This is a genomic window from Rhizobium sp. KNZ14-9A (assembly GCF_056755015.1).
Window position 1 is genome coordinate 1,167,480 of the sequence record NZ_JBPGXB010000002.1, and the last position, 21,506, is coordinate 1,188,985.

Here is a 21,506-nt window from a genome sequence, read left to right on the forward strand (position 1 = left end):
TGCATTTCAAAAAAAATCGGCGGCCGATCCAGCGCTGTGCGGCATCCGGGGCATTCGGATTTCTATCAGGCAATTCCGTGATATAATTCTATTCTGCCGACGGCACTATCAGCCGTGGCGTTGCGTGCACGGAGACCTGTCCCATGAGCGAAGTGGACGTTCTTTTTACCGCTTTGCGACAGGCGGCCGACCCGCGGACGGTCGAGTGCATCGAGCATGTCGTCAGGCACGGCTCGGATCGCGAGCTCAACCGCATCAATGCGCTGGCCTTCGCCAAAGCACACAATCTCGATGAAGAGAAGGTGATCGCAGCGTTTCTGCATGCAGCTCGCATCGGCGCCTTCGAGATGACCTGGAATGTGCTCTGCCCGGGATGCGGCGGCGTGCTCGATACGGGTGCCACCCTGAAAGCCGTCGACCGGGATGCCTATCATTGCGCGCTGTGTGCAGCCGGCTACGAGCCGACGCTCGACGAGATGGTCGAGGTTACCTTCACGGTCAGTCCGCGCGTGCGCAGGATAGCCGCCCACGATCCCGACCGGTTGCCGCCGCTCGAATATTACCGGCAGATCTTCTTCTCGTCCGGGGTCGACCTGCCCGATGACCTCGAAGAAAGGTTTGCGCGCATCCTGCTGGAAATGGTCGAACTGGACCCCGGCGAGCGGGCCTTCGTCTCGCTGCAGCTGCCGGCGCAATTCATCATCATCTTCGATGCGGTGACGCATTCGGCGCAGTTCATCGACGTGCAAGGCGATCCGACCGGCGAACGCCAGGCCCTCTCGATGGTCATCAGCCAGGGGCATGCGCCGAACGAAACGCTGACGCTGCGCCCCGGCCTGCTGCGGCTGACGCTGGAGAACCACACCGATCGCCGCGTACTGCCGAATGTCTGCATCGCAGGCGATGAGCTGCACGACATACTGGGCCACAGGCGGCCCTTCCTGACGGCCAAGCGTCTGCTGACCAATCAGAGTTTTCGCGACATCTACCGCACCGACACGCTCGATGTCGACCAGCGCTTGAAGATCACCAGCCTGACATTCCTCTTCACCGACTTGCGCGGCTCGACCGCGCTTTACGAGCGCGTCGGCGATCTCGCCGCTTTCGATCTGGTGCGCACGCATTTCCGTGTTCTGCACGAGATCGTCGCTACCGAGGCCGGCGCAGTCGTCAAGACCATCGGCGATGCCGTGATGGCGACCTTCCCGAGCCCGGACCGCGCGGTGGCGGCAGCACTCAGGATGCGCGAAGCGATGCTGCGGCTGAATGCCGAACGCGGCAGCGAGGATCTTCTCCTGAAGATCGGCATCCACGAGGGCCCCTGCCTTGCCGTCAGCATGAACGACCGTCAGGATTATTTCGGCCAGACCGTCAACATCGCCTCCCGCGTGCAGGGCCTTGCCGAACCGCAGGTGATCCTGACGACGGAGGCGGTCGTCGGCAATGAGCAGGTTTCGGAGATGTTGCGCGACAGCGGCATCAGCCAGGTTTCCCGCATGGAGGAACTTCAGGGCATCGGGCGGGAAGTGAGGATTTTCGCGCTGTCGTGAGGGATCGGACGTTTCGGGCCGTGCGGGCTCGCGAGCAGTGAAATAACCGCGAACGAGACAAGGGCACAGACGATGAATATGTCTCCGGGTTCCATCTTCGCAGATCTCGATCCCGGCGATGCGCTCGGCGAGGTGCTTTTCGGGCTGATCATGGCGCTGACGTGGACGGTCGGTTCGAGGCTTGTGCTTGGCGAGGAAGGATTGGATGTCCGCGACCTCGTCGTTGCGACCATCGGATGCAACGTCGCCTGGGGCATCATAGACGCCGTCCTGTTCATCCTGGGGACGACATTTTACAGGAGCAGGCGTCTTCGGCTGTTTCGGCAGATCAGGGCGGCCAGGGACGAAGCCACCGCGCTCACCGTCATCGCAAAAGAGTTTCCGGTCGAAGGATCGCCGCTCTCTGCAGAGGCTGCCGATGCGGACGCGCTTTATCGCTCGATGCTTGCGCTCACGCGTCGTGCCGAGCCGGTAAAACTATCCCTGACGAAGGCCGATCTGCGCGCTGCGGTCGCAATCTTCCTGCTGGTCTCGGCCACCGCGCTTCCCGCCGTCATCCCTTTCTTTCTGATCGACAATGCTGACCGGGCTCTCAGGGCAAGCAACCTGTTTCTGGTCGTTCTGCTCTTCGTGACGGGTTATGCATGGGCAGGTTTTTCAGGTGGCCGGCCGTTTTATGCAGGTATGGCGATGACCTGCCTTGGACTGTTTCTGGTCGCAATCGCGGTCGCCCTCGGCGGCTAAGGGATTGAATGCCTGACGCGGGGCGCGCTGATGAGAAAACTCAACGTGCAATCGTTACTTTTTCAAATCGTGCGCCCGACGCACCTGACTTATTGCAATTTCTGCGTTTGAATTGTAGCACTTTCCCATTCGTAACGACTGTCGTTCCAAGGCGATGGTGAGTCGTCACCGCGCTCGTGGCAAGCTGAAATGGGGGCATTTCAATGGGGTTTAGTGAAGCTGTTCGGACCGTCCTGAAGCAGAAATATGCAACCTTTTCCGGCCGGGCCTCCCGGTCGGAATATTGGTGGTATTATCTGTTTTATTGCCTGGTGCTGTTCGCCTTTGGGATCGTGGCCGTCGGGATTGCGGCCGCTGCCGGTGGTGAGAACGGATTTTCGTCGCTCGCCATTGGTGTCATGGTCATCGCTGGACTGTTTGTGCTTGCAACTATTCTGCCGGCATTGGCCGTTCAGGTTCGCCGCTTCCATGATCGCAACATTTCCGGCTGGTGGTATCTCGCGTTGGTGATCCTGGGGCTGGTTCCCTATGTCGGTTTGATTGCGAGCATCGCCATTTTCGTGATCAGCGTGCTTCCGGGCACTGTCGGCCCGAACAAGTTCGGCCCGGATCCGTTGCGTCCGGAAGTGAGAGCCGAGGTTTTTGCCTAAGGCATCGCCATCGGGAATGTCGATTTGCTGGCTGCGCTATTGCCATCTTGACCCTGTTTTGCCTTGTGCAGGGGCGGGACAGGGCGGACAGCGCGGCGGCCCGCTTCCGATGGAATCGAACGCCTAATTCCAGCTATGTGATGAAGAAATTGAACGCAAAAGCGTTATCATTTTTGAATAGTGACGGATACGACTGATTTATTGCAATTTCTGCGTTTGAATCGTAGCTGTTTCTCATTCGAAACAACTGTCATTCCGAGGCGATGGTGAGGGGTCACCACGCTTGCAACAAGCAGAAATGGGGCATTTTATGGGGTTTACCGAATCTGTTCGGACGGTTCTCACGCAAAAATATGCAACCTTCTCCGGTCGGGCCTCCCGCTCGGAATGCTGGTGGTTTCAGCTGTTCTATTGGCTGGTGCTGATCGGACTTGGAATTTTGGCTGCTTTGGCCGCCGGTTCCGATGGTCAGGATGGACCTTCGTCACTGCTCATTGCCATCGGGGTCATCGCCGGACTGTTTGCGCTCGCAATGCTGCTGCCGCAGATGTCCCTTACGGTTCGCCGTTTCCATGACCGCAACATCTCGGGCTGGTGGTATCTCGTGATTTTTATCGCAAACTTCATTCCCTACCTCAATGTTGTTGCGGGCCTCGCGGGCCTCGTTATTACCGTGCTCAAGGGCACGGAAGGTCCGAACAAGTTCGGGCCGGATCCGCTTCGTCCAGAGGTCAGAGCCCAGGTTTTCGCCTAGGCAGGTGGAGTTCTGGGGGGGGACATTTCAAATGGGGTTTCATGAATCTGTCCGAACGGTTCTGTGGAAGAAGTACGCGACCTTCTCCGGTCGCGCCTCCCGCTCGGAATATTGGTGGTTCCAACTGCTCTACTGGGCGCTGCTGGCAGCGTATGTCCCGCTGCTTGTTACGGTCAGCGAAGCGACGGGTGGGGCTGACGGACTTTCGCAGATCGCAGACGTCATGATGACCATCCTGATCCTGTTCGTATTGGTGACCTTGTCGCCGCAAACGGCCCTTCACGCGCGGCGTTTCCAGGATTGCGGTATTTCCAGCTCCCGATATGGCACGCTGGCTCTTCTCTGTGTCATTCCAGGTTTCGCGATCCTCGCCGGCCCTGCTGTGAACGTGATCTGCTTGCTTCCGGGCACGGAAGGTCCGAACAAATACGGGCCGGATTCGCTGATTGCGGAACCAAAGGCGGAGGTTTTCACCTGAGCCGCATCCTCCGTCACATTGGCCTGCTGGTGGCGCTATCGTTGGCCGCCTCGGCTCAGTTTTATCCTGCGCTGGCGCAGGACAGCAGCAGTCAGGGCGGGACGGGCGACCGGCCGGTCAGCGTCGTCGGCAGCGAATATGCCGCGCAATGCGCGCTTAATGGCGTGCGCTGCAAGCTCATTTATCGCGATGGTGCCGAAAAGCCCAAGCGAGTACCGGATGCGACCCTGTCGCGTGATAACCGTCCGTTTTCCCCGCAGGAGCCAGCCGTCGGCGGTTCCGTGGCGGTCGTGCTTGTACTCGTCGCCCTTGTCGTCATCATCGGCCTTGCAATGTTTTTCGGCAATGGGGGCGTTCTGCTCTCATCCGCGCCGCGCGACGTGAAGAAGCGGCAGGGAGAGGCGCCGGAGAGCTGGCGTACATCCGATGCAGCGGCCGAGGAGCGGCCCAATGATGTCCTGCAGCGCATTGCTGCCATGGCCGATCGCCGGCAGGCGCTGGTGCTTTTGCTCCGGCACTGCCTGCTGCATGCAGCCGATGTGACGGGAACACGGCTTTTCCGCTCGGATACGGAACGGGCGGTTTTTGCCCGTCTGCCGGACACCATGCCCGACCGCGAGCGGCTGGAATATCTGCTCTCGGAGGCGGAGCTCGTTCATTATGGCGGTCGCCCACTGCAGGAAGGACAATTCGATACGCTTCTGGTCTCCGCGCGGGCCTTGCTGTCGATAGGCAGGCTCAGCCATGCGTAATGCCGGTCCGGTTGTGATCCTGCTGGTTTTGGTCGGGCTTGCGGCACTGGCGCTCTTCGGGTTGCCGCGGGACAATGATTTCGATCACTCGCCGCTCGGCAGCAGGGGGCTGCAGGTCTGGCTGGAAGCCAAGGGTATTCCCGTTATCCGCTCCGATCCGCATTTCGTCAGGGCACGCTCAGAAATCTCCATGCGCATGCTTTTTCTGCCGATATCAGAGGGCGCGATTGCCGCACCTGCGGGAGACGAGAAAACGGCTGAGGTGTCTCCGGAAGACTGGGCCTACGAAGCGATCAACCACGAGCTTCCGACGCTGATCGTCATGCCGAAATGGCGTGGCAGCGTGTTGAAGGACGGCATTGCCGGCCAGTCGGACCTGCTGGATCTCTCCGCCATACAGGACAAACTCAATGGGGTGGAACTTTCCAGCAAGCACCTCTCGCGCAATGGGCCAGAATTCGAAGAGGCGCAAGTCGCTCTGAAACAGTTCCAGTCCATGAAGATCGCCTTGTACCAGGCGCAGACCTTCGATCGGGGAAGCCTGTCGGACGATTGCCAGGAGGTCGTCGGCATACCGTCGGGCGCGTTGCTCGTTCATTGCGATGACAATCCCGACGTCTATCTGCTGTCGGATCCTGATCTCGTGACCAATCACGGGCTGGCTCTCGCAGACAACGCCAGCTTTGCCGTGGCTCTCTTCGAGCATCTGCGTGGCGCCGGCGAGACGCGCCCGGTCTATATCGACACATCAGGGGCGCCGCTGGATGACACGAAACCCGTGGACGAGGGGCGCACCTACGAGCGCTCCAGCGCCGATCTCAAGCGCTTCTTTGCCTATCCGCTCTCTGTCATCTGGGGAACCCTGTTCATCGTCATGGCGATCTGCTTCTGGCGCGGGTTCTGGCGTTTCGGGCCGCCGCTCAAGGATGCGTCCGGAAATATCGAGCTGTCGAAGAGCGCGGCGATCGAAGCCACCGCCCGGCTGCTTCGCCTGTCGGGCAATGACGGGCGGATGGTGTCGCAGTTCGTGCTCCATCTGCTTGCGGACAAGGCGCAGTTGCTCTTCGGCCCCGGAGCCGGAAACGAGGCGGGCATAGATCGGCTGTTCAAACGCCTGGCGCGCCGCGATCATGCGGCGGCGCAGGCGTTGCATTCGTCAGCTCAGGCGCTGATTGATCGCGGACATTTGATGAAACGGGCGGATCTGCACCGCAATCTCGAGACATTCAGGAAATCGCTAGGGAGCATCGACTTTGGATCTGGGTGAATTTCGCAATCTCATTGCCGCGGTACGCGGTGAGATCGGCAAGGCGGTGCAGGGACAGGATGCGATCATCGATCTCGTCCTGATCTCGATATTCTCGGGTGGGCACTGCCTTGTCGAGGGACCGCCCGGCACGGCAAAGACGCTGCTTGCCCGCTCGGTTTCGGCCGCCATGGCGCTCGATTACCGGCGCATCCAGTTCACGCCGGACCTGATGCCGGGCGATGTGCTCGGCGTCAATCTCTTCAACTTCCAGACCAACCAGTTTCATCTCACCAAGGGGCCGGTCTTTACCGACATTCTTCTGGCCGACGAGATCAACCGCGCGCCGCCGAAAACGCAATCTGCACTGCTGCAGGCGATGAACGAGCGGATGGTGACGCTTGACGGGGTCGATTATTCGCTCGGGCCGGATTTCTTCGTGCTTGCCACACAGAACCCGATCGAGCAGCAGGGCACCTATCCGCTGCCCGAGGCGCAGCTCGATCGCTTCCTGTTCAAGCTCATCGTCGATTTTCCCGATCGCGATACGGAAATCGCAATCCTTTCCAGGCATGCGGATCAGGCGCTGAAATCGGATATCCGCAATGCCGGCATCCGTCCGCTCGTCACCAGCGAGGCGCTTGCCGAGGGCCGCGCGCTGATCGATGCGATCCATTTGGACAAGACGATCCTGACCTATGTCGTCGATCTCGTGCGCGCCACGCGCTACGATGCCGATATTCTCTACGGCGCATCGACCCGTGCGGCCGATGCGTTGGCCGCGGCCGTGCGCGTGCGGGCTGCCTTCGAGGGGCGGGATTACGGGTTGCCTGACGATGTGCAGGCGCTGCTGACGCCGGCTTTGCGCCACCGTATCGTGCTGTCGCCTTCGGCAGAGATCGACGGCCGCACGCCTGACGATGTGCTGCGCAGCCTCAGGAACCGCGTGGATGCGCCCCGGTAAATGCGGCCGTCCTCGCATCTGATCGCGCTTGTTCTTGCCATGGCGGCGCTGACGGTCATCGTCAGCGTATGGTGGCGCGACATGAGCATGCTACTCGTCTTCCTGTGGGTGGTGCTGGCGGTCGTCACGGCGGGCGATCTCGTCTTCTCGGCGCTGTCGGGCCGGATGGCTGTCGATGTCGATCTGCCGCCGCAGGGTTTTGTCGGCCACGCGGCCCCTTTCACTGTTGTCATCAACAAGCAGAAGGGCAAGCTGCCCGAGGGGATCGATATCCGGCTTGATACCGCGCCGGAGCTTGTCATCGGCGAGCGTCGGATGGAGCGTGCCGCTTCCGGGCCGGTGAAGGCATCCTTCGATCTGCAGCTGACGCGGCGCGGGCAATTTTCGGTGCGGGAGCTCTGGCTGAAATGGCCGTCGCGCCTCAGGCTGATCGACAGGATCGTGCGCCTGCCGGTGGCGCGCGAGATCGCCGTTGTTCCCGATATCTCGCCGGTGCTGTCAGGAGCGATCAAGACGCAGATCCTGCCGCTGGAAGCCGGCCAGAAGGATTTGCGGCTGCGCGGCGAGGGATCGGAATTCCATCAGCTGCGGGAATTTGCCGCCGGCATGGATCCGCGCAGCATCGACTGGAAGCGCTCGGCGCGCATGCGCAATCTTGTGGTGCGCGAGATGCGGGCGGAGCGAAACCACCAGATCATTCTCTGCGTCGATTCCGGGCGGCTGATGGCCGAACAGCTCGGCGGCTTCACCAAGCTCGATCGCGCCATCAATGCGGCGCTCGCCATGTGCTGGGCAGGAGGGCTCGCGGGTGATCTCGTCGGCTTCTACAGTTTTGACAGCCGGCCGCGCCTCTTCCAGCCTGCTTTGCCGGGGCGTAGTGCCTTTGCGCGCCTGCAGACGGTCTGCGCCGATCTCAACTACGAGACCCAGGAGACCAACCATACGCTGGGTCTGACGCATCTTTCCGGCCGTCTCAAGCGGCGCTCGCTGATCGTGATATTCTCCGATTTCGTCGACAGTATCACGGCGGAGCTAATGATCGAGAATATACAGGTGCTCGCGCGGCATCATTTCATCGTTTACGTCGCTCTGCGCGATCCGATGCTGGCAAAGCTGATGGAGCCGGAAGAGACGACGCTCGATGCCATCGCCCACTCGGTCGCGGCGCGGCAGATCGTGCAGGAGCGGCGCGCCGTGATGGAAAAGCTCGCCCGTCTCGGCGTACTCTGCCTCGACAGCACGCCCGAGGCGCTGACCTCCGATCTCATTGCCCGCTACATCGAAATCAAATCCCGCGAGATGATATGACGGATCTGCGCATCGACCCCAGGATTGATAGTGGCGCGACGCTCCATGCCGGCGGGCCCAACGATCTCCTGCGCTCGGCCCGCTTCCGCCTGGAACGCGAGGCGCACTGGCGCCAGCTGGACGGACTGGTGACGCGGGCCGAAAAGGGCGGTGCGGCAGCGCTCACCTATGACGAGGTGCGCAATCTCGCCGCCGGCTACCGGCAGGCGATGAATTCGCTCAGCGTCGCGCGCGATATTTCCCTCGATCGGGCGCTGGTCGCCTATCTGGAAAGCCTCTGCGCCCGGGCCTATCTCGTCGTCTATGCGCCGCAGGAAAGCCTTGGCGGGTTGATGTCCCGCCTGCTGTTGCGCGGCATTCCGCAGGCGGTGCGCCGCTCGGCCCTGCCTCTGTTCATCGGCTTTCTGGCGCTCGTTCTCGGCGCTTTTGCCGGATACAGGCTCTGCAGCAGCGATCCGAGCTGGTTCTACACGTTCGTGCCGCCCGGAATGGCCGATCTGCGCACGCCGGATGCTTCCGCCGATTATCTGCGCTCGACGATCTATGGCAATGAGCGGCATGAGGGCGACGGGCTCGCCGCCTTTTCGGCATTTCTCTTCTCCCACAATACTGGCATTGCCGTGCTGATCTTTGCACTCGGCGTCTTCATGTCGGTGCCGAGCTTCATCCTGACCTTCTACAATGGCCTGATCCTCGGTGCGTTCTTCGCGATGTTCCGACAGAAGGGGCTGGGCTACGACGTCTTTGCCTGGCTTTCCATTCATGGCGTCACAGAGCTTGCGGCCATTTCCATCGCCTGCGCCGGCGGGGCAGGGCTCGGGCTTGCCGTGCTTCTTCCCGGCGCGCGAACGCGCGGAGATGCCTTGCGCCACCAAGCGCATGATGCGGTCAAGCTCGCGATCCTTGCGGCCCTCATGCTCGTCGTGGCTGCCTTCATCGAAGGGTTCCTGCGCCAGCTGGTACAGGACCCGATCTGGCGGCTCACCATCGGCTGGGGCATGGGTGTCTTCTGGGTCGGCTGGCTGCTGCTTGGAGGGCGCGAGAGCAAAGCTTCGCGTGGAACTGCGCAATGAGAGAGCCGAAACAGTCAAACCAGTCCGTGAGCGATGGCAAGAATGGCGAGCGCATCCAGCAGTTCATCCCTCCGGAGGGTGTTCCGATCGCGCTCGCCATTGCCTCGCTCGGAAGCCGTCTCGGCGCGCAGATCCTCGATATCATCCTCACCGCGCTCGTCATCCTCGTCTGCGCGCTTGCCATCGTCTTCACGGGGGGCTTGCCGACGAACGCGACGACGATCCTGATCATCCTCCTGGGGTTCCTGCTGCGCACCCCCTATTACGTTCTCTCGGAGCTCATCTGGAACGGGCGCACGCTCGGAAAAAGGATCACTGGTATCCGCGTCATCAACGTCGATGGACGGCGCCTGACCCCACATCAGGTGACCGCACGCAACCTGATGAAAGAGGTGGAAATCTTCACTCCCGTGGGCCTTCTCTTCACGATAGGCTCGCAGTCGGCGCTGGAAGCGTGGCTGACGGTCCTCTGGCTGCTGGCGGTGGTGATCGTTCCGCTCGCCAATCGCCGCCGGCAACGCATCGGCGACATGATCGCCGGCACGCTCGTGGTCGACAATCCGCGCTCTGTGCTGCTCTCGGACCTTGCGCTCACCGCCCCTGCCGCTCAATCATCGCAGCCGGCATTCGAATTCCTGCCCGAGCATCTCGATATCTACGGCAAATACGAGCTGCAGACGCTGGAGGACGTGCTTCGCGACACGACGAAGAAGCCGAACACCGAAGAGATCGTCAAGATCGTCCGCACCATTACCAGAAGGATCCGGTATGAGGAGCCCGTGAAGCCCGGCCAGGAGCTCACTTTCCTCAATGATTTCTACCGCGCCCAGCGCGAGCATCTGGAGAGCCTGAAGCTTTTCGGAAAGGCGCGTGAGAACAAGTATCACGAGCATACGCGGACAGAGACGAGGAAGCTTGTTTGACGGCGGAGAGTGTGGGGTTCGCCAGCTTATTGCGCCAGAGATTATACTGGAGGGATACTGTAATGAAGCTACGTATTTTTTGTGCTTTTGCGCTTGTTTTTGCTGCTACGGGTTACGTTCAAGCTGGCGATCGCACAGCCGCCGCGGCAATCTACTTTCATGGAATGACGAAATCGGCATGCGGCTTCAAGATGACGCCAGAGTCGGCAATGAAAGCTGCAACCACTCTTGGAATGTCAACTCCTGTTGGCGAGCCGTTACTTTCGGCGTTGTTTGCAGTTTGCGAGGAGGTGAAAAAAGGAAACAAAGACAAGGTCATCGAGATCCGGGTTCGCGACAGCCACAATGTGCTGCGCAAGGTCACGCTTGAAAAAGCCAAATGGTGGCAGTGAAGGGCCGCCGGGATGGATAAGTCGGCATCCGATCAAGACAAAGACGGCTCGAAGGCCGGGATTGATAAAAAGTTGCCGCTTGAACAGCCTGTCTATTATGGCAAATGGAACATGCTTGTTGCATGTGCCCTGGAAGAAGGTTTCAGGCTTGTCATGAATGATTTCAAAGCGTGGCGCGCCGTGACGAAAAATAAGCGTAAAACTCCGCGTTAGGCCGTCAAGAGCGCGCCGAGTCTGCCGCCATATCAGCCGTTGCCGCAATCTTCGGAGTATCCTTGCGTCTAGTCGGACGCGCAAAGGACGCCCCAATTCCTTGATCCATGCACCGCAGAGACGGAATGGGAACGGCCCGGGTCCGCGACGGACCCGGGCCTGATCCGGCTACTTGACCTCAATCACGGTCAGCTTGCCGTCGACGCGGTCGGCGACGAACTCGATCTTCTGGCCTGCCTTCAGTTTCTCGATAATCGCGGCATCCTTGACGCGGAACACCATGGTCATGGCGGGCATGTCGAGGTTCTTCAGGTCTTCGTGCTTGATCGTGACCTTCTGCGCCTTGGTGTCGACCTTATCGACGACGCCCTTGGTGTATTCCTGTGCGATTGCGCCTGTAGCGGCGCCGACGGACAGCATGAAGGCGAGGGTGATCTTGATTGCAGTCTTCATTTTCGGTCTCCTCTTGGGATGTCTCATTCGGCAGCGACGCTGACGTCGCCGTGCATGCCGGCCTCGTAGTGGCCGGGGATCAGGCAGGCGAACTTGAATTCGCCGCCGGTGGTGAACTTCCAGACGATCTCGCCGGACTGGCCGGCCGTCAGGCGGAGCGAGTTCGCATCGGCATGTTCCATCTCGGGGAATTTCTCCATGACCTTCTTGTGCTCCAGAATCTTGTCTTCCTGGTCGAGCACGAATTCGTGGTCGCTTTGCCCTGCATTCTTGATGGAGATCTTGACCGTCTGGTCCTTGCGAACCTTGATCACGGCGGGCTGGAACAGCATCTTGCCGTCCTCGGTTTCCTTCATGCTGACGCGGATGGTCTGGGTGACCTTCGACTTGTCGCCGGGTTCGCCGACCGCCATTTTTTCGCCGTGCCCGCCGGCGTGGTTGCCGGAAGCGAGCGCTGGGCTGGCGATGGTCGCAAGAGCCAGTGCGAGAGTATAAATTTTCATTTCAGGTCCTTTGGTTGCTGGGGATTTGCGTCAGCCGTGTTGCATCGGCTTCGGCGTGATGGTGGTGTTTGCGTCTTTGGCCTTGGTCGCGTCCGGCAGTTCGCCGGTCCACTCCCAGGCCTGGGTGCCGGGCGGGTTTTCGTACCAGCCCGGATCGGCGTAATCGTCCGCCGAGATACCCTCGCGGACTTTCACGACGGAGAACATGCCGCCCATTTCGATGGGGCCGTGCGGACCCCAGCCGGTCATCATGGGGACGGTGTTCTCGGGAATGGGCATTTCCATTTCGCCCATATCGGCCATGCCTTTGGTTCCCATCGGCATGTAATCCGGTTGAAGCTTGCGGATTTTTTCGGCGAGTTTCGACTTGTCCGCACCGATGAAGGTCGGGATGTCGTGCCCCATCGCGTTCATCGTGTGGTGCGACTTGTGGCAGTGGATCGCCCAGTCGCCGAGATACTTGGCGTCGAACTCGTAGGCCCGCATCGCGCCGACGGGAATGTCGATGCTCACCTCCGGCCAGCGTGCTTCCGGCCGCACCCATCCGCCGTCCGTGCAGGTGACTTCGAAGTCGTAGCCATGCATATGGACCGGATGGTTGGTCATGGTGAGGTTGCCGACCCGCACCCGGACACGATCGTTCTTCGAGACCACCAGCGGGCTGATGCCCGGAAAGACCCGGCTGTTCCAGCACCACATGTTGAAGTCGGTCATTTCCATGACACGCGGCACGTATGAGCCGGGATCGATGTCATAGGCGTTGAGCAGGAAGACGAAGTCGCGGTCGACGCGCATGAACGTCGGGTCTTTGGGATGAATGACGAAGAAGCCCATCATGCCCATCGCCATCTGGACCATCTCGTCGGAATGCGGGTGGTACATGAAGGTGCCTGACTTCACGAGGTCGAACTCGTAGACGAAGGTCTTGCCGACGGGGATATGAGGCTGCGTCAGGCCGCCCACGCCGTCCATGCCGGAAGGCAAGATCATGCCGTGCCAGTGGATGGTCGTATGTTCCGGCAGCTTGTTGGTGACGAAGATGCGGACGCGGTCGCCTTCGACAGCCTCGATCGTCGGTCCCGGCGACTGCCCGTTATAGCCCCAGAGGTAAGCGGTCATGCCGTCGGCCATCTCGCGCTCCACCGGCTCGGCGACGAGGTGGAATTCCTTGACGCCATTGTTCATCCGGTGCGGAAGCGTCCAGCCGTTCAGCGTCACGACCGGCTGGTAGTCCGGCCCGGAGGTTGGATGCAGCGGCGGCTGCATGTCGGCCGAGCCCATGGCCGGAGCGTCCGGCAGGCCCATTGCGGATGTCTTCGTCCAGGCTCCGGCCGCCATCAGGGCAGCGCCGGCACCGAAGAGTTGTCTTCTGTTGAACATGTGAAAATCCTTTCTCAATGACCGCCGCCGCTCTCGGACGGTGAAGCGGCCTCGGTTCCGGCCGATGCCGCAGACGTGCCGCCGCCATAGACGGCGGGCGCGAGGTTGGCGTCCGCGAGCCAGAAGTCTCGTTTGGCGTTGACGGAGAGCAGGATGGAGTTGATCTTGTCCCGCGTGTCGGTGAGCAGCTCGAAGGTGTTGGTGATCATCCCGTTGTAGGTGAGGAGGGATTCCTCCTCGACCTTGGTGCGGAGCGGGACGACGCTGTTGCGGTAGTGGCGGGCGATGTCGTAATTCGACCGATAGGCCTCATAGGCCGATCTGGCTTCCGAGCGGACGTTCACGGCCTTCTCCGCCAGCTGATTGGCCGCACGCATGTAGCCAAGCTCGGCCTTGCGCATGCGAGCCTTGCCGGTGTCGAAGATCGGGATCGCGAATTCCAGCTCTCCGGCCGCCGTCGTCTCCCATTTCTTGTCGCCGTCTTCCCCAACCTCTCTCTCGGACTCGGCTCCGGCAAGGATTTCGAGATCGGTGACGTAGCGGGTCGCTTCGGTGAGGCCATAGGAGCGCGCGGTGGCTTCCAGTTCGAGCCTGGCGACCTGAAGATCGATGCGGTTGCCGAGCGCTTCCGCCTCGATCGTATCGCGTTTCATGAGTGCCTTGGGCAGGGGCGGCAGGCTATTCGGCACCTGGAATTCGGCATCCGAGCCCCACAGGCCTATCTGCCTTGTCAGCTCTTCCTTCGCCAGGCGGGCGGCCAGGCGGGCCTTGGCGGTTTCACCGGTGAGTTCGGCTGCGAACACATGCTCGCGGGCCTGCGCCCCCTTGGCCATCGCCCCCGTCTCGCCAAGCTTTTCGGCAAGCTCGGAGGCGGCATCGGCGGCCGCCTCTGCGCGCTGGAGTTGCGCCACATTCTCCCATGCGGCGACCGCGTTGATCCAGGCGCGGCGGGTGTCGGCTGCAAGCTGTAGCGTGCGCACCGCGGCGTTCAGCTGAGCCTGGCGGAAACGCGTATCGGCAATCTCGATATCGCGCTTCCTGGTCATCAGCGCCAGGAGGTTGGTGGTGATCGCGCCCTCGATCGTTCGGAACGCTTCCAGTTCCGGCGTCCCGATACCGGAGAAGCCGACGGAGACCGTCGGGTTCAGCAGCATCGTCGACTGCCATGCGTCGGCAGCACTTTCGCCAAGATCGGCATAGGCGGCCTGCAGGCCCTTGTTGTTGATGAGGGCGATCTGCACTGCCGTTTCCGCGTCCAGCGTCTTTCTGCGGGCAAGGAGCGCCTTCACCTTGGCGGAGGCCACTTCGGCTTCCTGCCGGTTTTGAACCCAGACGGTCTGTTTGGAGGCAACCCCGCCGACCTTGGCGGAAACTGCTGCGAAACCGGCCTCTTTCGCCGCATATTCGGTACTGCTCACGCAGCCTCCGAGGACGAGGGGCAAGGCGGTGAGGGCGAGTAGCGTTCTGACGACGGTCATGAAGCGTCTCCCTTTTGCGGAGACTGCTGCTCGTTCTGTTGTCGCCAGGGCTTGGGATCGACCGGCTGGCGGGCAACAAATCCCGAGATGGGCGAACGATACTGGAGCGGCCGAACGGAATAGGTCTGCTCGACATCCACAGGTGCAATGACATCGGGAGGAAGAGTTGATGCGCAGCCGCCCGCAATAAGCGGCAGCCCCACCACCAATATGGAAGGTTTCATCTTAAAAATCCGAATAGTAGAGTCTCACGGGCAGGCGCGGTTCACCACGGCATGCCTTCGGACCCGCAGAGGCGGGGACGACAGCTATTCAGATCTTGGGCGGACGATGAAGAGGCGGCACTTCGCCCAGAATGCTCTGATCGTCGACGAACTGGCGGATTGAAGAGATGACGGGTCCGCCGACCTCGTGAGATTCGCAGACGATGCCGAAGCCGCCACAAAAATCCTTGCAGCATTGCTGCTTGGAAAGTTGCTCGTCATCGCTCGCGGACGAGCCGTGATCATGCCGGTCGGCAACACCCTGGACCGTGACGTCTTCGCTCGAAGCGGCATGATCGTCGCCTGACATGGCATGGTGGTCATGCGCGCCAGCCAATATCGCCGGCGCCTGCACGTCGGGGAAAGCCGAACCGTGCATGGCGGCATTCGCGTTGGACAGCGAGTATCCTGCCAGCGATACGATGATCACCAGCCGCACGAAAAGGAGCAGTCTGCCCAGTGCGTTCAGATACATTTTGCCCATAACCCCGGAGCTGCGATCAAGGCAGCTCCGCTTCAATATCCTCGACAGACCTTCCAATGATTCGCGACCTTTGAGAGGCTGTTCGGATGTGCGTCTAAGGCTTCCCCCTGCTGGAAGGTCAATATCTTTATCGCGCTCGATTGCGATTTTATCGGCATTGGCGATTCAGGTTACCGGCTGGTCGTCACGCGGCAGGATCATCCGGTCGAGTGTTCCGTCCCGCCTGATCGACGGTCAGCGGCTTTCCGATATGGGGCAGCAACTGCCACCAAAGCCCGTTGGCGATCAAACGCCGTCAGGAGGCGCAAAGAAACAGTTAATATGGTAGCGTCCGCCTCGTCCTATCCCATCCGCCTCATTGGGTTCGTCCGTCGGTTGAAGGCAGATGTGAAAATCGCCGTCTCCGGATGGTGACTCATTTCCATAAGGGATCAGGAACGACTGGTTTCTCGTCACCAGGTGATGGTCTCCCGGGTGAAGGATAACGGAGAACGCTCCGGGACCCTTCCTCACCCGGGATCGAGGTATAGCCTCGCAGTCTCCACCGAAATCTTTGCCTTTGCAGCACGAGGGCGGGTATGCCCAACCGCTGCCGGATTGATGGGCATCGCTCTGTGCGCAAATGCTGACCGATATGACGGCGAAAGACACCATGGACGCTGTTGAAGGTGTGAAAGCCATCGACGCCTCCAAACGAACATTCCGCCCACCGAAGCACGGAATTCTGCGTTGATTATTCACGCGTGTATTGGAAAGCTTCCAAGCCTATCCTTTGTAGCAAAATTGCCGTTCAATTTCTAGTAGCGCAATGATGGCTGCATTTGCTACCGGGCGTCGCCACTCTCCCCAACCAGTTCCCACAAATCCACCTTCTCCGCGCGCCCCTTCACCTGCACCAGCCCCAGCGGCCGAAGCTCAAACCCGTCGCCAACCGCGTCGTGAATGGCCGCACTCACCAGGATCGACGTACCAAAATCCTTGTTCAACCCTTCCAGCCGCGAGGCGACATTGATCGTATCACCCATGGCCGTGTATTGCTGGCGCGAGATGGCGCCGAAACTGCCGACGACGGCCGGGCCGGTGTGCAAGCCGAAGCGCGTGAACAGGGCGGGGTGGCCGTTTCTGGTGTTCTCCTCGTTCAGGCCGTCGACCGCCGCTTTCATGGCGAGCGCGCATCGGCAGCCGTTTTCGGCATGCCTGTCGTCCTGCACGGGGGCGTTCCACATGACGAAGATGGAGTCGCCGAGATATTGCACGACCGTGCCGCCATTGCGCTCGGCGATGGTGTTCAGGAGTTCGAAATAGGCCGAGAGCGTATCGACCACGTCTTCGGGCGAATGCTGCTCGGATATGGCGGTGAAATCCCTGATATCGGTGAAGAGCACGGTCACATCCTGCCGCGTCGCCTTGACGACCGTTCTCCCCTCCGGGCTGACAATCCGCCGGACGACTTCGCGCGGCACATAGAGGGCAAACTGGCCGATGGCGTGGCGGCTCGCCGCAAGCGCAGTCGCCAGCGTGTTGATCTCCGTTATCCAGGAATGCGATACGGCTTTCTCGCCGACATCGAGATCGCCGATCCTGCGCGCCTCGTCGGCCAGCCGGTTGAGAGAGCGGCTGACCATGCGCGACAGCAGCACCGATGCCGCGACACCGGCTGCCAGGAGGGCTCCGGCAATCAGGAGATTGTGCAGCAGCAGCCGGTGGGCCTCCGCCACCAGATCCTCCATCGGCACGATGATTGCGGCGGCACTTCCCTCAAACAGGCCGGAGACGCTGACGGGCGCGATCTGCACGAGCTGGCTTTCGCCATCGAGCTCGACGCGTGCCAGGCCGCCATTGGCAAAGGCGGGATCGCGCCTGAGCCTTGCCACGGTTTCGAGGCTCGAATCGAAACTGTTTGCCGTCGCAACAAGCGAACCTGATGTTCGCGACCATATAGCGATGATCCGGTTCATGATATCAGGGTCGGAATGGGCGATGAGATCATCGCCGGCATCGATGATATAGGCGCGCGCCCGCGGGGAAATCTCGCGCGCGTCCAGCAGGCGGCTGATGGTCTGCAGGTGAATGTTGATGCCGACGACCACCTGTCCGTTGTCCCGCATGGGTGCTGCGATCGTCAGCGTCGGCACACCAAGCGTTCCGGCGATATAGGGGCCGACGGAAACCGTTGCGCCATCCTGAACGACGGCCTGATACCAGGGGCGCTGGCGCGGATCGAAGGATGCGTATTCGACCTGCCGCTCGCCGATCGGCCTTGCCTCTATATCGAGAAACTGCAGCGTCGAGATGACATTGGCGCTCTGTCTGCCAGCGATCGTCCGGATCGCGAAAGCCGTGCCATCAGGCGCTGCAAGCGTCCGGGAGATATCGCGCCTTTGGGTGTTGATGACCTGCAGATAGGAGCCGTCAGGATAGCCGGTGTAGATGCTCGTCGCATTGGGGACGTTTCGCAGAATCTCCAGAAAGAATTCCTGCTTTGCCTTGATATCCTGAGGCGGCGGAGAGGCGAGCAGCGGCAGGGTAGAAGCGAGCGCCACCGCCTCCGTGCCTCCCTGCAGCGTGTTGCGATATCCCTCGATCAGCCGCACGCTCATCTCGCGCATCTGCTGCACGCCGGCGCTCACGGCAGCATCGCTTCCACGGCTGAAGGCCAGCCAGATGATCGGCATCGACGTGAACAGCAGCGATGCGACGACCAGGACGCCGAGATGCAGCCTTAAGGGTTTGGACCAGCGCACGAGACTTTCCTCGAAATGCGGGCGCGTTCGGCACAGGTTTCATCTCAAACTTGTGTGGTTGTGCAGGAATGAGCGTACCCAACTGTCGCAGCTAACCGCTTTTTGAGGGCTTATACAAGCCGGATGCGGCTGTCACACATGCCACGTTTTCGCCGGTCGTTGGGGCGCGAATGAAAAGCCCGCGATTGAATGGCCCCCAAGCCTCTCGAAAATCGCCGACACACTTCTATCTGCGCCATGGGCGGTATTTCCACCGGTTCGCCATTGAGGGCGAGGAGCGATGATTTTCGAATGGGGGCGTTTCATTGACGGACGATATCTCTCAGCCTGCCGGCGGGGCCGAATGGACGCTGGCCGATTTCCTCAGCACCTATCGCTACTGGGCCTTGTTTCTGGCCTCGCTGCTTCTGGCCTTTGGCGGGCAGGGGCTCACCACGGTCTTTCCGCTGATTTCGCGCGAAGCCGGAAGCAGCTTTCAAACGGTCGGGATCTTCTACCTCGGCTCCAATGCCGGCTGGGTCATCGGTGCCTTCCTGGCCTTCGTCGTCGCCACCCGCCATGGCCGGCCGGCGCTGATCACGCCGCTTGTCGCCTGCGCCCTTGTCGCCATTGCAGTCATCCCGGCGCCGGCGCTCTGGGCTTCGCCCGCGTTCCTGTTTGTCTTCGGGCTGTTGTTCGGCACGGCGCGGGCGGTTTTCCCGCTGGCGATTGCGATCTTCCTGGTCGGCGGGCGGTCCGGCAGGATTGATTTCGGCTGCGCGCTGACACTGATGTCGACCACGATTCTAACCTCGGGTCTCGCGCCCGTCGTCGCCTCCTGGCTCTATCAGGCCGGTCAGGGCGGGGTGCCCCTGACCCTCGGTTTTCTCGCCTGCCTGGTGGTTGCCGTCCTCCTGCTTCTGCCGGCGCAGCCTCTCGCCTTCGATGACGCGCCGCGTCAGCGCCACAGGCCGATTGCGCCGCAAAAGCGATCGCCGCTCATGGTTGCCGTGATCCTCATTGTGCCAATGGTGCTGATCTTCCTCCTCAGTCTCGGGATCTATGGCTTTCAGGGCGGGGATATCGAGGCGGGCGGCACTTTCGAGCTCACCCTGCTTCTGGCGCTCGCGGTGCTCGTCATTGCGATCGCGGCCCTCATCTATCTCGCCTGGTGGTGCTATTGCATCCATGGAGAGCTTGCGGGGGCCGCGCCCTCGCAGCGCCTGCTCACACCGTTTGCCGGGATGCTGATCGCAGTTTTCGTGCCGCTCGGTCTGCCGGTTCTGCTGATGACGCTCGGCGATCTCCTCAATGATCGCGGCGGCGAGAGCGGAAAGGGGCGCCTGATCTCCATCGCCTGGCTCGCCTTCTGGAGCTTCCTCTTGCCGCCTGTTGCGATCGCACTGGCGCAAAACGCGGCGAACAGGAGCTATGACGGGGAGGTGCTGCAGGCCGGATAGACCGGTGGGTATCGATCGGACAAGCACGTCCATGGGCCGGCGAAAAGAGCGCTCTATGGAAACGATATTGCGCAGCATGCCGTGTCACACACTTTTCACGCGACTCTTGCTTCCATCCATGATTATTTCACGCGCTTAACGCGTTTTGGCGGACTGAGCAGGTATAGAGGCTCGCGGACGTATTGCGTGGCGAGCCCTATAACCGGCCTCAAATTCTGAGGAGGTTTCGGCCCTTTTTGGGCCCGGATCGCTCGCAGGCTCAGCGTCGAAACCATCTTGAAATTGCGTTGGCTAAAGCCTGTCCGGCCGTCGACCGGACTTATCGCTTTAACGAAGGGCGGTTTTCCATGCGGACTGCGCCTCCTTCGTTTTCCCATGATGCCAGGGCTTTCTGGTCGGGGTTCAGCTTGCGCCGCCGGGAAGCCGGGTAGCCAGGGCGGGGGATCGTCACGTCTTTCATGTGCCGGATCACCAGCGCCTCTTCATGATGTTCGCCGCTTTCGGGGGGCCGGGGATCGGACGACGCATGGTCTGCGCGCTTGAGCCCGCCCAGCAGACGCCAGCGCTTCCGGCTCGCTGCAGCAGTTCCGTCTGGAAGGAAGATCTTTACCATGGCCAACCGTTCTCGCATGTCGCGATTGAGTGTTTGAAGGTGGAAGATTCTCACCCTCCCTGGATCGGAGCGAAGGGGCCTTTGTCTGGCTGGGCCCGCTTCGTTGACCGCCGAATAGCTGACTATGCGCTTCCATTGCGCTTTATCCAAGGCGGGAGGCCCCGGCGTTCAAGGCTGGTCAGGCTGTCATGGAAAGCCGGCGTCACTGCCAATCGAACCGCGCCGGCCGTTGGCCGAAGCGCACAACGCTATGCAGGCTGGGGTCGTGTCGACCGGGTTCAGGTGGGTTGGGCTGTATCGGCTGGGACTTCACGTCGAGGACGTCTTCGATCCGCTTCAGATGGTAGAGAACCTTCCTCTGGCGATCGTAAAGCCTGCCAAGCAACGCATAATCCAGATCCAGCGGCGCCCCGATCATGCGCAGCCTTCTAAGGACGATTTCCTGGCTGGTGATGTGCCGCGCCGCCTTTGCGGCGTGGAGCCGCGCGAACTCCAGATCTTTTTTCTTATATCGCACCGACTGCATCTGTTTCGCCAATCGTTTCCGTTATTCGCGCCGGGCCGGGACGCTGTTCTCCAAGGCTCTCGGCTATTGTCGCGGAGGTTTCGACGGCACGGCCGCTGTGGCCACGAGTCCGCAACAGCTCCTGCGGATGCCGACTGCAAATCAAATTCGGAGCTTTCAAAATAACCAGTAGCATTCTCACCGCAGGCTTTCAAAATAATAAAATATTTTTTGATAATAAAAATGAAAAGTATGACTTTTGTCATTTTGAAAATAAATAAAACCGGAAAAATACAACTTTATTACGAGATATTTTCTGAAGTTTTTGGTATTTTTATTTGAAAATATTTCCATAGTAATTTAGAAGATGCTATCTGTCTGCGTGAACGTAGGATGAATTTTCAAGCATTTATGAAGTAGCATCTTCTAATTAATCGACAGATGAGCAGGGACACGGAACGAAGGCAGATCAAAGCCGGCTCACCATCGATCGTGACGTTCCTGCCACTTCTTCTCCGGTGATGTGTGCGGCCGCGGGCCGTGGCAATGACGGGGCAGGGCGCTGCTCACCACGGCGAATGACAGCAGACCACGGCA

At 60.6% G+C, this 21,506-nt stretch carries 23 protein-coding genes; 14 read left to right on the top strand and 9 right to left on the bottom strand.

Annotation, left to right across the window (positions count from 1 at the left end; translation table 11 throughout):
• Positions 1-143: 143 nt before the first annotated feature.
• The 13 genes from ACR9ZQ_RS12020 (at position 144) to ACR9ZQ_RS12080 (ending at position 11,047) form a co-directional block, all read left to right on the top strand.
• A complete protein-coding gene (locus tag ACR9ZQ_RS12020) occupies positions 144-1,550 on the top strand; it encodes an adenylate/guanylate cyclase domain-containing protein (RefSeq protein ID WP_442205424.1) in 1,407 nt (468 codons plus the stop codon).
• Between the two features lie 72 nt (positions 1,551-1,622).
• Positions 1,623-2,294, top strand: coding sequence for a VIT1/CCC1 transporter family protein (locus ACR9ZQ_RS12025; protein ID WP_481427890.1), 672 nt, complete (start codon positions 1,623-1,625; stop codon positions 2,292-2,294).
• 203 nt (positions 2,295-2,497) lie between these two features.
• The gene (locus tag ACR9ZQ_RS12030) at positions 2,498-2,944 is read left to right on the top strand and encodes a DUF805 domain-containing protein (RefSeq protein WP_310386465.1); all 447 of its coding nucleotides are present in this window, start codon (positions 2,498-2,500) and stop codon (positions 2,942-2,944) included.
• A 310-nt stretch (positions 2,945-3,254) separates the two neighbouring features.
• The gene (locus ACR9ZQ_RS12035; RefSeq protein ID WP_481429300.1) at positions 3,255-3,698 is read left to right on the top strand and encodes a DUF805 domain-containing protein; all 444 of its coding nucleotides are present in this window, start codon (positions 3,255-3,257) and stop codon (positions 3,696-3,698) included.
• Positions 3,699-3,729: 31 nt separating this feature from the next.
• A complete protein-coding gene (locus ACR9ZQ_RS12040; RefSeq protein ID WP_481427891.1) occupies positions 3,730-4,176 on the top strand; it encodes a DUF805 domain-containing protein in 447 nt (148 codons plus the stop codon).
• A gap of 41 nt (positions 4,177-4,217) precedes the next feature.
• On the top strand, positions 4,218-4,928 hold the full coding sequence (locus ACR9ZQ_RS12045; RefSeq protein ID WP_481427892.1) for a hypothetical protein: 711 nt from the start codon (positions 4,218-4,220) through the stop codon (positions 4,926-4,928).
• The gene (locus tag ACR9ZQ_RS12050) at positions 4,921-6,195 is read left to right on the top strand and encodes a DUF4350 domain-containing protein (RefSeq protein WP_481427893.1); all 1,275 of its coding nucleotides are present in this window, start codon (positions 4,921-4,923) and stop codon (positions 6,193-6,195) included. Before ACR9ZQ_RS12045 ends, ACR9ZQ_RS12050 begins: the two co-directional genes overlap by 8 nt.
• Positions 6,182-7,138, top strand: a complete 957-nt coding sequence (locus tag ACR9ZQ_RS12055; protein WP_481427894.1) for an AAA family ATPase — start codon at positions 6,182-6,184, stop codon at positions 7,136-7,138. The genes ACR9ZQ_RS12050 and ACR9ZQ_RS12055 overlap by 14 nt, the downstream gene beginning before the upstream one ends.
• Positions 7,139-8,446 carry a DUF58 domain-containing protein gene (locus tag ACR9ZQ_RS12060; protein WP_481427895.1) on the top strand — a complete coding sequence of 436 codons (1,308 nt, stop codon included), beginning with the start codon at positions 7,139-7,141 and terminating at the stop codon, positions 8,444-8,446.
• A complete protein-coding gene (locus ACR9ZQ_RS12065) occupies positions 8,443-9,519 on the top strand; it encodes a stage II sporulation protein M (RefSeq protein ID WP_481427896.1) in 1,077 nt (358 codons plus the stop codon). Before ACR9ZQ_RS12060 ends, ACR9ZQ_RS12065 begins: the two co-directional genes overlap by 4 nt.
• Positions 9,516-10,442, top strand: a complete 927-nt coding sequence (locus tag ACR9ZQ_RS12070; protein ID WP_310386454.1) for an RDD family protein — start codon at positions 9,516-9,518, stop codon at positions 10,440-10,442. Before ACR9ZQ_RS12065 ends, ACR9ZQ_RS12070 begins: the two co-directional genes overlap by 4 nt.
• 62 nt (positions 10,443-10,504) lie before the next feature.
• Positions 10,505-10,834 (top strand): hypothetical protein, encoded by a 330-nt coding sequence (locus ACR9ZQ_RS12075; protein WP_310386453.1) that lies wholly within the window; start codon positions 10,505-10,507, stop codon positions 10,832-10,834.
• A gap of 12 nt (positions 10,835-10,846) precedes the next feature.
• On the top strand, positions 10,847-11,047 hold the full coding sequence (locus tag ACR9ZQ_RS12080; RefSeq protein ID WP_310386452.1) for a hypothetical protein: 201 nt from the start codon (positions 10,847-10,849) through the stop codon (positions 11,045-11,047).
• A gap of 168 nt (positions 11,048-11,215) precedes the next feature.
• Here the strand turns inward: ACR9ZQ_RS12080 and ACR9ZQ_RS12085 are convergent, their stop codons facing one another.
• The 7 genes from ACR9ZQ_RS12085 to ACR9ZQ_RS12115 form a co-directional block, all read right to left on the bottom strand.
• Positions 11,216-11,500 (bottom strand): copper-binding protein, encoded by a 285-nt coding sequence (locus ACR9ZQ_RS12085; RefSeq protein WP_310386450.1) that lies wholly within the window; start codon positions 11,498-11,500, stop codon positions 11,216-11,218.
• A 23-nt stretch (positions 11,501-11,523) separates the two neighbouring features.
• Positions 11,524-12,003, bottom strand: coding sequence for a cupredoxin domain-containing protein (locus ACR9ZQ_RS12090; RefSeq protein WP_481427897.1), 480 nt, complete (start codon positions 12,001-12,003; stop codon positions 11,524-11,526).
• 30 nt (positions 12,004-12,033) lie between these two features.
• Entirely contained in the window at positions 12,034-13,383 is a 1,350-nt protein-coding gene (locus tag ACR9ZQ_RS12095; RefSeq protein ID WP_310386447.1) for a multicopper oxidase family protein, read from the bottom strand.
• A gap of 14 nt (positions 13,384-13,397) precedes the next feature.
• Complete coding sequence (locus ACR9ZQ_RS12100) at positions 13,398-14,861, bottom strand: TolC family protein (RefSeq protein ID WP_481427898.1); 1,464 nt, start codon at positions 14,859-14,861, stop codon at positions 13,398-13,400.
• Positions 14,858-15,085, bottom strand: a complete 228-nt coding sequence (locus ACR9ZQ_RS12105) for a hypothetical protein (protein ID WP_310386442.1) — start codon at positions 15,083-15,085, stop codon at positions 14,858-14,860. Before ACR9ZQ_RS12105 ends, ACR9ZQ_RS12100 begins: the two co-directional genes overlap by 4 nt.
• 88 nt (positions 15,086-15,173) lie before the next feature.
• The gene (locus ACR9ZQ_RS12110; protein ID WP_405049753.1) at positions 15,174-15,608 is read right to left on the bottom strand and encodes a hypothetical protein; all 435 of its coding nucleotides are present in this window, start codon (positions 15,606-15,608) and stop codon (positions 15,174-15,176) included.
• A gap of 824 nt (positions 15,609-16,432) precedes the next feature.
• A complete protein-coding gene (locus ACR9ZQ_RS12115; protein ID WP_481427899.1) occupies positions 16,433-18,352 on the bottom strand; it encodes an adenylate/guanylate cyclase domain-containing protein in 1,920 nt (639 codons plus the stop codon).
• Between the two features lie 305 nt (positions 18,353-18,657).
• Here ACR9ZQ_RS12115 and ACR9ZQ_RS12120 point away from each other — a divergent pair, with 305 nt between their 5' ends.
• Complete coding sequence (locus ACR9ZQ_RS12120) at positions 18,658-19,791, top strand: hypothetical protein (protein ID WP_481427900.1); 1,134 nt, start codon at positions 18,658-18,660, stop codon at positions 19,789-19,791.
• A gap of 319 nt (positions 19,792-20,110) precedes the next feature.
• Here ACR9ZQ_RS12120 and ACR9ZQ_RS12125 read toward each other — a convergent pair whose 3' ends face one another.
• Together ACR9ZQ_RS12125 and ACR9ZQ_RS12130 are read right to left on the bottom strand one after the other, a co-directional pair.
• Positions 20,111-20,404 carry a hypothetical protein gene (locus ACR9ZQ_RS12125; protein ID WP_481427901.1) on the bottom strand — a complete coding sequence of 98 codons (294 nt, stop codon included), beginning with the start codon at positions 20,402-20,404 and terminating at the stop codon, positions 20,111-20,113.
• Between the two features lie 202 nt (positions 20,405-20,606).
• Positions 20,607-20,942, bottom strand: a complete 336-nt coding sequence (locus ACR9ZQ_RS12130) for a hypothetical protein (RefSeq protein WP_481427902.1) — start codon at positions 20,940-20,942, stop codon at positions 20,607-20,609.
• Positions 20,943-21,506: the final 564 nt, after the last annotated feature.

What these genes read in the sequence shown, in the direction of transcription:
- ACR9ZQ_RS12030 (WP_310386465.1), top strand. Translation starts at nt 2,498, where the DNA reads ATGGGGTTTAGTGAAGCTGTTCGGACCGTCCTGAAGCAGAAATATGCA.
- ACR9ZQ_RS12085 (WP_310386450.1), bottom strand. Translation starts at nt 11,500, where the DNA reads ATGAAGACTGCAATCAAGATCACCCTCGCCTTCATGCTGTCCGTCGGC.
- ACR9ZQ_RS12070 (WP_310386454.1), top strand. Translation starts at nt 9,516, where the DNA reads ATGAGAGAGCCGAAACAGTCAAACCAGTCCGTGAGCGATGGCAAGAAT.
- ACR9ZQ_RS12110 (WP_405049753.1), bottom strand. Translation starts at nt 15,608, where the DNA reads ATGGGCAAAATGTATCTGAACGCACTGGGCAGACTGCTCCTTTTCGTG.
- ACR9ZQ_RS12125 (WP_481427901.1), bottom strand. Translation starts at nt 20,404, where the DNA reads ATGGTAAAGATCTTCCTTCCAGACGGAACTGCTGCAGCGAGCCGGAAG.
- ACR9ZQ_RS12080 (WP_310386452.1), top strand. Translation starts at nt 10,847, where the DNA reads ATGGATAAGTCGGCATCCGATCAAGACAAAGACGGCTCGAAGGCCGGG.
- ACR9ZQ_RS12090 (WP_481427897.1), bottom strand. Translation starts at nt 12,003, where the DNA reads ATGAAAATTTATACTCTCGCACTGGCTCTTGCGACCATCGCCAGCCCA.
- ACR9ZQ_RS12065 (WP_481427896.1), top strand. Translation starts at nt 8,443, where the DNA reads ATGACGGATCTGCGCATCGACCCCAGGATTGATAGTGGCGCGACGCTC.
- ACR9ZQ_RS12095 (WP_310386447.1), bottom strand. Translation starts at nt 13,383, where the DNA reads ATGTTCAACAGAAGACAACTCTTCGGTGCCGGCGCTGCCCTGATGGCG.
- ACR9ZQ_RS12035 (WP_481429300.1), top strand. Translation starts at nt 3,255, where the DNA reads ATGGGGTTTACCGAATCTGTTCGGACGGTTCTCACGCAAAAATATGCA.
- ACR9ZQ_RS12060 (WP_481427895.1), top strand. Translation starts at nt 7,139, where the DNA reads ATGCGGCCGTCCTCGCATCTGATCGCGCTTGTTCTTGCCATGGCGGCG.
- ACR9ZQ_RS12040 (WP_481427891.1), top strand. Translation starts at nt 3,730, where the DNA reads ATGGGGTTTCATGAATCTGTCCGAACGGTTCTGTGGAAGAAGTACGCG.
- ACR9ZQ_RS12050 (WP_481427893.1), top strand. Translation starts at nt 4,921, where the DNA reads ATGCGTAATGCCGGTCCGGTTGTGATCCTGCTGGTTTTGGTCGGGCTT.
- ACR9ZQ_RS12025 (WP_481427890.1), top strand. Translation starts at nt 1,623, where the DNA reads ATGAATATGTCTCCGGGTTCCATCTTCGCAGATCTCGATCCCGGCGAT.
- ACR9ZQ_RS12020 (WP_442205424.1), top strand. Translation starts at nt 144, where the DNA reads ATGAGCGAAGTGGACGTTCTTTTTACCGCTTTGCGACAGGCGGCCGAC.
- ACR9ZQ_RS12105 (WP_310386442.1), bottom strand. Translation starts at nt 15,085, where the DNA reads ATGAAACCTTCCATATTGGTGGTGGGGCTGCCGCTTATTGCGGGCGGC.
- ACR9ZQ_RS12100 (WP_481427898.1), bottom strand. Translation starts at nt 14,861, where the DNA reads ATGACCGTCGTCAGAACGCTACTCGCCCTCACCGCCTTGCCCCTCGTC.
- ACR9ZQ_RS12075 (WP_310386453.1), top strand. Translation starts at nt 10,505, where the DNA reads ATGAAGCTACGTATTTTTTGTGCTTTTGCGCTTGTTTTTGCTGCTACG.